9 protein-coding genes are annotated in these 10,745 nt (G+C 31.4%); 2 read left to right on the top strand and 7 right to left on the bottom strand.

Annotation, left to right across the window (positions count from 1 at the left end; translation table 11 throughout):
- Positions 1–76: 76 nt before the first annotated feature.
- From serB to RG22_RS14735, 7 genes are all read right to left on the bottom strand, one after another.
- Positions 77–1,300, bottom strand: coding sequence for a phosphoserine phosphatase SerB (gene serB / locus RG22_RS14765; RefSeq protein WP_034044656.1), 1,224 nt, complete (start codon positions 1,298–1,300; stop codon positions 77–79).
- Positions 1,301–1,473: 173 nt separating this feature from the next.
- On the bottom strand, positions 1,474–2,031 hold the full coding sequence (locus RG22_RS14760) for a hypothetical protein (protein ID WP_034044654.1): 558 nt from the start codon (positions 2,029–2,031) through the stop codon (positions 1,474–1,476).
- A 15-nt stretch (positions 2,032–2,046) separates the two neighbouring features.
- Entirely contained in the window at positions 2,047–2,532 is a 486-nt protein-coding gene (locus tag RG22_RS14755; protein WP_034044653.1) for a hypothetical protein, read from the bottom strand.
- Positions 2,533–2,634: 102 nt separating this feature from the next.
- Positions 2,635–3,426 (bottom strand): (Fe-S)-binding protein, encoded by a 792-nt coding sequence (locus RG22_RS14750; RefSeq protein WP_034044652.1) that lies wholly within the window; start codon positions 3,424–3,426, stop codon positions 2,635–2,637.
- Between the two features lie 121 nt (positions 3,427–3,547).
- A complete protein-coding gene (locus RG22_RS14745) occupies positions 3,548–4,855 on the bottom strand; it encodes a 4Fe-4S dicluster domain-containing protein (protein ID WP_034044651.1) in 1,308 nt (435 codons plus the stop codon).
- Positions 4,856–4,867: 12 nt separating this feature from the next.
- Complete coding sequence (locus RG22_RS14740) at positions 4,868–5,830, bottom strand: MlaD family protein (protein WP_034044649.1); 963 nt, start codon at positions 5,828–5,830, stop codon at positions 4,868–4,870.
- A gap of 140 nt (positions 5,831–5,970) precedes the next feature.
- Positions 5,971–7,080, bottom strand: a complete 1,110-nt coding sequence (locus RG22_RS14735) for an N-acetylmuramoyl-L-alanine amidase family protein (RefSeq protein ID WP_034044647.1) — start codon at positions 7,078–7,080, stop codon at positions 5,971–5,973.
- 112 nt (positions 7,081–7,192) lie between these two features.
- Here RG22_RS14735 and RG22_RS14730 point away from each other — a divergent pair, with 112 nt between their 5' ends.
- Positions 7,193–9,982 (top strand): putative LPS assembly protein LptD, encoded by a 2,790-nt coding sequence (locus RG22_RS14730; RefSeq protein WP_034044645.1) that lies wholly within the window; start codon positions 7,193–7,195, stop codon positions 9,980–9,982.
- Between the two features lie 458 nt (positions 9,983–10,440).
- The gene (locus RG22_RS14725) at positions 10,441–10,650 is read left to right on the top strand and encodes a hypothetical protein (RefSeq protein ID WP_034044643.1); all 210 of its coding nucleotides are present in this window, start codon (positions 10,441–10,443) and stop codon (positions 10,648–10,650) included.
- The last annotated feature ends 95 nt before the right edge of the window (positions 10,651–10,745 follow it).

Genomic DNA, 10,745 nt, shown 5'->3' with positions numbered 1-10,745 from the left:
AAAGAAGAAAAAAAGACTTTAAGATAGAATTATAATAAGATTATAAACAGACGGTTTTAATTTTCTAAACAATGAACTACTCAATTAAATCAATATGCCTGTCATGATATCCTAACAAATACAACACACCATCTAACCCTATACTGGATATAGCACTTTGCGCATTATCTTTAACTTTTGGTTTAGCATGAAAAGCAATGCCTAAGCCGGCTAGATTAAGCATTTGTAAATCGTTTGCACCATCTCCAACTGCAATAGTTTGGCTTATATCTATACCCTCTTTCTTTGCAATTTCTTTAAGGTATTCTGCTTTTTTATTACCATCAACAATATCCCCAAGATAACCACCAGTTAAAACGCCATCTTTAATTTCTAATTGGTTAGCATATACATAATCTATACCTAATTCTTTTTGTAAATAATGCCCAAAATATGAAAACCCTCCAGATAAAATAGCAGTTTTAAATCCGTAGCTTTTAAGAGTATCAATAAGTCGTCGTGCGCCTTTTGTTATTGGCAGATTAATAGCAACATCATGCAATACATCTTCACTCAATCCTTTTAAAAGCTTCATACGCCTTTTAAAACTTTCGTTAAAATCTATTTCTCCATTCATTGCAGATTCTGTAATAGCTTTTACCTCTTCTCCTACTCCTGCTAATTCTGCTAATTCATCAATAACTTCTGTTTGAATAAGTGTAGAATCCATATCAAAACAAACTAAGCGCCTATTTCTTCTATAAATATTATCTTCTTGAAATGCAATATCAACATCTAAATCGTGTGAAATTTGCATGAATTTTTCAGTAAACTCGTTTTTATTATCAATTTCACCTCTAATAGATAATTGTATAGAAGCTCTAGGGTATTCTGCTTCTTCAACAAGCGAAAGTCGCCCTGTAAGCCTTTTTATAGAATCTATATTCAAGTTTTTTTCTGAAATTACTTTAGTAACTTCAGATATTTGTTCGGCAGCTAGTTTTTCTCCTAAAATAGTAACAATATATCGATCTTTACCTTGAAGACTCACCCATTTTTCATAATCTTCTAGCGAGATTGGAGTAAATTTAGCGGTAATACCTAACTCATAAGCCTTAAAAAGTAAGTCTTTTAAAACTGCAGCAGATTTTTTCTTAGATTGAATTTCAAACAGTATTCCTAAAGACAATGTATCATGAATATTTGCCTGACCAATATCTAACACTTTAGCACCATATTGTGCTAAAACTGATGTTAAACTAGATGTTAATCCTGGTTTATCTTGTCCCGAAATATTTAATAAGATAATCTCGTTAGCCATAATTTTATTTTTGCCTTGAATGACGTAAAAATCATTATTCTATTTGATATATGAAAGTTTTTTTAGCTTATAATACGTGGTTATCTTAATTTTTGATAATCAGATAATCAAATCATAAATAAAAAGACAGAATGATAATGATGAGAAGATAAAACTAAAAAATAGTTACTTTTTTATTCTATTAGTATTTTAATATCTTTTGGAATGAAAAACTCTTCAAAAGCGCCATTTTTTGCATTAATTGGCGTACAATAGCCTTGGATGCTTATCTCTGAATACTCACCAAATTTAGATTTATCAAAGCTTTTCCTTATATTCAATTCTGGTATTTCGATTATGATTTTGTTTTTTAATTCAGATATTTTTCCAATAAACGTTTTTTTAAATGGGTTTTGTTTTGATATTACATGTTCAGCAATATATTGCTCATCATTTCCAAAAATACTTGGTCCTTCAACAAAGTACTTTTTTAACTGCATATTGTTTTCACTATAAATTCCCTTTTGTTTATTTATTATAGAAAAGTAGATTCTTAAATTAGAAAAAGTCTTATAAAATCTAATTATTTTTTCTTCATTTTTAGGAACTATAATAACGGTTAATTCAAAATTGTCATTTGTTTCATAAACATCCTTATCTGTTATAAAATATCTTTCAGTTTCAGAAAAGCTGTCTGTTTTGCAACTGAGTATTGATGTTATAGTTAAAAGGTAAAATAAAATGTGTTTCATTGTAAACTGAATAAACTATTTTACAAATCGACTATGCCAACTCTCACTTGCTGGAACTTCCCAATTCTCTTTAAACTCAGCTATATTATTAACTAAATTATTGAATACAATAGTGTTTTTAGAAACCGCTTTGTCTTTTGCCATTTTTCTAAAATCTGTGAGTGTTTTGTACGCAACATATTCACCTTGCTTGTAAGATACATTCATTTTATCCATTAAATCGACATTATAATCTTTTTCTAATTGTTGAATAAAATGAACTGAAGCATCTATAGAACAACCTGTAGCTTTATTCAAATCTTGGTTTAAACCTAATACAATAAATCGCTTATATTTTATAGTATAACCTGCTTGTAAATCACTTCCATGAGCCGTCCAGTTTTCAATAAAAATATTTAATTTAGATTGAATTTCTTCTATCTCTTGTTCGGTAAACGAACGGTTTGCTTGGTAAATCCAAACACGTGATTCTTCTGGTAATGTATTAAATTCTACTAGCATTTATTTAATATCGTTTGTGAGATGCTTCGATTACACTCAGCATGACAATTTTATTTAATAATTTAAGTATTGGATTCCTCCCTACGAAGGAATGACAAAAATTTATAAATCTTGGGCATTAGCAATAAGTTCAGCAATATCCAGAACTTCAACGTCTGCTTCTTTTTCTTTAGCTTTTACACCATCAGTCATCATCGTATTACAAAATGGACAACCTGCTGCTATAATTTCTGGTTTTACATCTAAAGCTTGTTCGGTACGCTCTAAATTAACATCTTTATCGCCTTTTTCAGGTTCTTTAAACATTTGTGCTCCTCCTGCTCCACAGCATAAACCGTTGCGACGGCAGTTTTTCATTTCAACTAATTCTGCCTCTAATTTTTGAATGAGTTCTCGTGGTGCTTCATAAACATTATTGGCGCGACCTAAATAACAGGGATCGTGAAATGTAATGCGCTTGCCTTTAAATTTTCCACCTTCTATGGTTAATCGACCTTCGTCAAGCAATGTTTTTAAAAACGTAGTATGATGCATTACCTCATAATTTCCGCCCAATTCTGGGTATTCATTTTTTATAGTATTAAAACAATGTGGACAAGCAGTTACTATTTTTTTTACTTCGTAAGCGTTTAAAACTTCAATGTTTGTTACGGCTTGCATTTGAAATAAAAATTCGTTTCCAGAACGTTTTGCTGGATCGCCAGTGCAACTTTCTTCAGTTCCTAATACGGCAAATTCTACATTAGCTTTGTTTAAAAGTTTTACAAAAGCTTTTGTTATTTTTTTTGCTCTATCGTCAAAACTACCTGCACAGCCTACCCAAAATAATACTTCGGGTTGTTTTCCTTGAGCCATGTATTCTGCCATGGTTGGTACTTTTAGTAATTCGCTCATTGTTTAACGTGATTTGTGTTGCGTTAGGGATTGAGGCATTTGTTGGAGCTCTTTTTTGTTTTTTCAAAAAAAGCGACTGCCGAAAGCCCGACCCTTTTTAGGGTAACGCCAAATTATTTATTTATTCGTTTTTCCAGTTTAATCGATCCATTTGATTGTATGGCCATGGTGCGCCATTGTTTTCTATATTGGTCATCATGTTATTAAGCTCGACTGGGGCTGCTGATTGCTCCATAACCAAATAACGACGCATGTCTAAAATGATTGATAATGGGTCGATGCTTACCGGACAAGCTTCTGTACATGCATTACACGATGTACATGCCCAAAGTTCTTCGCGCGTAATATAATTATCTAAAAGCTGTTTTTCGTCTGGTTTAAATTTGCCTTTATTCGTATCAATGTTTTTACCAACTTCTTCTAAACGATCTCGCGTGTCCATCATGATTTTTCGAGGCGATAGCTTTTTACCTGTTTGATTGGCGGGACATTCGCTAGTGCATCGTCCGCATTCTGTACAGGTATAAGCGTTTAATAGCTGCACCCAACTTAAATCTTGCACATCGCTTGCACCAAATTTTGCAGGTGCTTCACCATCGTCCTCAGGTACTGCATAAGGATCGGCATCTGGATCCATCATTAATTTCACCTCTTTGGTAACCGCTTCAAGATTATTTAATTGCCCCTTTGGAGTTAATTTCCCATAATACGTATTTGGGAACGCTAATAAAATATGCAGGTGCTTTGAAAAATATAAGTAATTTAAGAATATTAAAATGCCAACAATATGTAACCACCAAGCAGCTCTTTCTATAAAATGAATAGTGCCTTCTGGCAAGCTGCTAAACCAAGGTGCTATAAATTGGCTGATAATATTACCTGAATTCATAGCTTGAAAATTCAAGTCGGTAGCGTTCATAACTAAAAATAAAGTCATCAATACCATTTCGAAATATAGAATAAAATTACCATCGTTTTTTGGCCAACTCGTCATTTCGCTTTTCCAAAAACGAGCTAGTTTTATAATGTTTCTACGAACCCAAAATATAGTAACGGATATAAATACTAAAACACCTAATACTTCAAAAGCGCCTATTAAAAAGCCATAAACCGACTCTGGTAAAACTTTTAAACCGATTCTGTGCGTACCAAATATACCATCGATAATGATTTCTAAAACTTCAATATTGATGATTATAAACCCAACGTAAACGACAGCGTGTAAAAAACCTGCAATAGGACGACGTACCATTTTGCTTTGTCCTAAGGCAATCATAGCCATATTTTTCCAGCGTTGCGATTTATTATCGCTAACATCTACATCTTGCCCAAGTTTAATGTTTCGAATTAATTTCTTAACATTTCTTGTAAAATAACCAACACCTATTATAAGCAGTATTGTAAAAAGCACGTTCGATATGTAATTCATATTTTATATGCGTTAATCTTTCTGTTTGATTTCATTGCCCTCGGCATCATATTGCTTTGCTTTTTTTCCAAATAAAGAAAAATGCACATAACGTTTTGGGTTTAGTTTCATATCTTCTAACAACTGCTCTAACTGTAATGTTGCACCTTCTAAGTTTTCATATAGCGCATCATCTTTAAGTAATTTACCCATTGAGCCTTCTCCTTTTTCTAAATTAGCAATAATTTTATCGAAGTTTTGAAGTGTTGTTTCTAAATTAGATATAGTTTTCTTGAGGTCTGATTCTGAAATCGTATTTGTTATTTTTGCTAAATCTCCAGTTAGTTTTTCCGCATTAGTTAATACGCTATCAATTTTACCTTGATTATTTTTAATGGTATGATTTAGAGATAATGATGTGCTCTTAAATGAATCTATTGTAGAACTTAAACTAGCTATGCTTTTTTTAAGGTTTGCTTTGGTTTGTGCATCAAAAACTTGGTTTAAATTGTTTAGCAAGCTATCAGCACTAACCATCATATTTTCAATTTTACCTTGCAATGGTGTTAGTTTCTGATTTACCAATTCACTTAACCCTGCCTTAACAGAGCCTTGTAAATACGAATCGCTTTTAGCATTTTCTGCATTATCATTTGCAGGAACAATGGCAACAGCTTTACCTCCTATTAAACCTGTTTCATACAGTTCTGCCCTACTGTTTTTTGAAAACTGAAAATCGCTATCAACTAAAAGTTTTACTTGTAATTTTCCTGAGACATCATCTTTAAAACCTATACTAATAACTTTACCCACAATTAAACCATTAATGGTAACTGGTGTTGATGCTGTTAAGCCTTCAACATTATCATAAACAGCATAAAATGTACGAGAAGAATCGAGTAAATTTTGACCTTTTAAGTAATTGAATCCGAAAATAAATAGGACAATTCCTGATAGAACTAATATTGATGTTTTAACTTCTTTTGATATATTCATCTAAAACTGTTATTGCTATATTTAAGTAAGATGTAATTCGCATAAAAACCAAATAACTAAGTGTTATTTTTTAGTTATACTCATTTCAAAATAAATATGTTTAGTTAAACAAATTTAAGATAAATTTAAAAAGAATGAATCTAATTAGCAGTTGTTTTTAAAGCTTCGGTTAAAGATATTTTTTTACCGTCTTTAAATGCTACTATATAACCTGTTTTAAAACCAGTAGCTTTAGCCTCTTCTTCTAGTTTTTTTATGGTATTATAATTTGAAGTTTCTCCGTAATAATATTTATATAAATTATTTTCTTTGTCTCTAGAAACATTGTTTAAACCTTTAAAGTTATATGGTTTTGTTTCTAAAGCTTTGGAGCTTGCCGCAATTTGTACTTTAAAAATAATGTCTGCGTAGGTTTCTTTAGAATGTTTTGTTGTTTCTGGTAAGTCATCGATATACGCTAGGTCACTTACGTTTAAATACAAAGCTTTTTTATATTCTAAGATGGCATCTTTAATAGACAAAGCCATTTCTCTTTGTCCTTTTTTAGAATTTAAATACGCTCCTTCTTTTTTATTAGTTAAAAACCCAAGCTCAACCAACACACTAGGCATAACGGTTTGATGCAATACAATAAAACCTGCTTGCTTTACATTTCGGTTTTTTCTTTTTAATTTATTAGCAAAATTCTTTTGTATTAAGCTTGCTAGATGTATACTTTGATCTAAATATTCTTCTTGCCCTAACATTATACTAATAACAGATTCAGGAGAATTAGGATCGAAACCACCATAGTTTTTTTCGTGATCTTCTTCATGAAAAATTGCTGAATTCTCTTTTTTAGCAACCTCAAAATTTGTTTGATTTCTATGTGTTCCTAAAACAAAGGTGCCTGCACCATAAGCTTGACTAGTATGTGAATCGCAATGTACCGAAACAAACAAATCTGCATTGGCTTTATTAGCTATTTTTCCTCTAACAAATAAATCGACAAGTACATCTGTTTTACGTGTGTAAATTACTTTAATATTTGGATCTTTTTCAAGTTCTTTTCCTATGGCTAAAACAACTTTTAAAGCTATATCTTTCTCTTTATAACCATTACCTAAATTTCCAGGATCTTTTCCACCATGACCTGCATCTAAAACCACAACAAATTTATTGTTAGTTTGATTATTATCAACATTTATAAAAGATGAAAATGTTAATACTATTATAAAAGATACGAAAACTAATAATTTGTTCGTTTGCATAAGTGTTTTTAACGCGTAAAATTTCGGTTTATTACTCAATCACATTGAGTAAATATTTAATTTTAAATTTTTCCGTTGAATAATAAATTATCACAGAAAAATATATGTAATTTTGGCAATTCAAAAACCGAGCCATACTTTTACAAAAATACATTTAAAAGCGTTGCGTACAAACAACTTTAAAATACTTTTTGCATTAAGTTTTACAGTGTTTATTAACACGTTTAGCTTCGCTCAAGATATTCAAAAAAAACAGGACAAGGTTATTAAACCAACTGTTAAAGATAGTGTAGTTATTAATGCTAAAGATCTTATAAAACCTGAGAGGCCATCTGAAAAAGCGCAAGACTCCACTTCTACAGATTCCATTAAACCCAAAAAAGAATTATTAGAGCATATTGTAAAATATAGAGCAACTGATTACACTTCTTTCAATCAAAAAAAGCAAAAACTATATCTATATAATAATGCAGAAATAGATTATGGTGATATTAATATTAAGTCTGGTAGCATTGTTATAGATTATAGCACCAACACCGTTTATGCTAAAGGTATTTTAGATTCTGTTGGAGTCTATTCTCAAGCGCCTGTATTTACTCAAGGTAGTAATGTGGTTGAACCAGATTCGATTGTTTTTAATACCAAATCTGAAAAAGCCCTTATTTACAATTCTAAAACAGAACAATCTGGTGGTACTGTTATTGCCCAAATAACAAAAAAAGAAAACGATTCGGTTTATTTTATACACAGAGGAAAATACACCACTGCTGAAGATTTAGAAGATCCAGAATATTATATTTTATTAAGAAAAGCTAAAGTAGTTCCTGGTAAAAAAATTGTAACCGGTTTGGCAAATCTTTTTATTTACGATGTACCCACACCTATTGGTTTGCCTTTTGGTTTTTTTCCGCAATCTGAAAAACAAACTTCTGGCGTTTTAATACCTAGCTTCGGAGAACAAAACGATCGTGGTTATTTTTTACAAAACGGTGGTTATTATTTTGCCATAAACGATTATGTAGATTTAGCGGTTTTAGGCGATTATTATACTAACGGCAGTTACGGATTTCGCTTAGAAAACACCTATTCAAAACGTTACAAGTTTAGAGGTAACGTTGGGTTCCGATACGAAAACTTGATAACTAGCGAGCGTGGTTTTCCAGATTACGGAAAATCTACTGTGTATAATTTGCGTTGGTCGCACAGTCAAGATAGTAAAGCAAATCCAAGCTCGAAATTTTCGGCATCAGTAAACTTAGGTAGTAGTAATTATTATCGAACATCTACTAATCAAGTAAATTTAGCTAATAGATATAACAATACATTATCATCATCAGTTTCTTACTCCAAAACATTTGAAGGCGAACCCTCTGTAAACTATAGTGTTACAGCAACACATTCTCAAAATACAAATACCGAGCAAATTAATATGACGCTTCCTACATTTCAAGGAAACGTGAGTAGAATATTTCCTTTTGCTCCTAAAAATGGATCAAAAAAGGGCATCATTCAAAATATAAATTTTCAATATAGTGTTCGAGGGGAAAACAGAATTCAAACTACAGATTCTTTATTCTTTAAAAAGGAAATGTTTGATGATGCGAAAGCTGGTTTTCAACATTCCATTCCTATAAGTACAAATTTTAAAGTATTTAAACATTTTAGTTTAAGTACGTCTGCAAATTTTAATGAAGTGTGGACTTTTAAAACCATTAATAAGGTTTATGATAATTTGACTGATGATCTTACAACTGAAACGGTAAACGGTTTTGACGCTTTTAGAACCTATAGTTTTAGCACCAGTTTAGGAACTACAGTTTATGGGATGTTTAACTTTAAAAAAGATGGAGAGAATCCAAAAATACATGCTATTCGCCATGTTATTCGTCCGTCTATTAGTTATAATATTAACCCTGCTTTTGATAAATATTATGAAACTGCCGAAGTTATTAATGCCGATGGTTTAACCGCTGGCGATTTAGAAATTCTTCAAAATGATAGACGTTTAGAATACTCTCGCTTTGAACAAGGCCTTTTTGGAGTTCCTGGGAAAAACTTTTCCAGCTCCATGGGAATTTCTATTGCCAATAATTTTGAAGCCAAAGTACGCGATAAAGACAGTACAGCCACCGAGCCTAAAAAAGTTATACTGCTTAACAACCTAAACTTTTCAACATCTTATAATTTTGCTGGAGATTCGTTACAATGGAGTCCAGTGAGAATGAGTGGTGGTACGCAATTATTTGATAATAAGTTAAGTGTTAATTTTGGTGCTACATTAGATCCGTATGCCTTAGATAACAATAATAGACGAATTAATAAATTTAATATTAATAATGGCGGCAGTCTTTTTAGATTAACTAGTGCAAACATGACCATGAGTTATTCACTTTCTGGTGGTGGCAAAAAAGACGGTGATGCCAACCAAGATAAAGGTCGTGCGAGACAAGAAAACTTAAGAGGCGGCGGACGAGATGATGATTTATTTGGAGTTTCCGAAGATTTTTCTAAACCTAATAAAGATGATGATAAAAATAAAGATGAAGAGCCCAGTGTTTTTTATAACTTCAAAATACCTTGGGATTTACGTTTAGCGTATGCCGTAAATTACGCCAATGCTACGAGGCAGAATGAAATATCGTCGCACTCACTTATGTTTTCTGGTAATATAGAATTATCGCCTAAATGGTCTGTTGGCGCATCTTCTGGTTACGACTTAAAAAGGCAAGGTTTTACACCTACACAACTGCGGTTTGGGCGCGATTTATTAAGTTGGAAAATGGATTTTAGTTGGACACCATTTGGCCCTTATAAATCATGGAATTTCTTTATAGGAATTAAATCTAGTATTCTAAAAGATCTTAAATACGAAAAACGTAGACAACCCGATCAACGACTTTAAGGAAATTAATAATATATTTTTCGATTTATTCATTGTTTATATTTTTATAATGATGAATTGGCATCTATGTAGTACTTACCACAAATAGAAATTTAATCTATCCTAGAATAACTCTTTTTTAATGAAGTATACAATTCATTTAACTCTCTTTTCAATTGCTACTAATTCAGTAACTTTAAGTTGAGCATCTTGCTGAGCATTCAAGGTCTAATTAAACTATCGCAGTAAATCAACTACTTATTCCTTTTGTTTTGGTTTAGGAATGGAAGCCTCTTGGCAAGGTTTATTGTTGCTGTTTATAGAGTTTATAAATTTATAGGGTATTATTTACTTGATTTGTTGATTTATATTTCATATTTCATGATAATATTCTTATTTTAGCATCATTATTAATTTAAACCATTTTCATAATGAGACATTTAAAATTATTATTTTTTTGTTGTAGTATATTTTTATTCATGTCAACTTCTTCTTCTGAAAATACATCAAAGCTATTTGAATCTTGTGAAGAGGTCGTGACTACAATCTATGAATATACTAATGAATGCGGTAATTTAATGGGGTTTTATTATATCCAAAATTCAGGAGGAAATTGTGGCTTTAATCATTTTGTTACAATTGATGCACCATGTAAAGAACCACCACCACCACCAGGCGATCCTTATTAATGAGTATTTTTAAACTCTCCATTTGGAGAGTTTTTTATTTAAGTAAACTTGATTTTATAATTACTCTTTATTTAATTAACTTGGTCAATATTAAG

Source organism: Wocania ichthyoenteri Th78 (genome assembly GCF_000789235.1).
In the GTDB taxonomy this organism is placed as follows: Bacteria; Bacteroidota; Bacteroidia; order Flavobacteriales; family Flavobacteriaceae; genus Wocania_A; species Wocania_A ichthyoenteri.
Note: the sequence above shows the minus strand (reverse complement) of the source record. Positions and strands in the feature narration are given on the sequence as shown.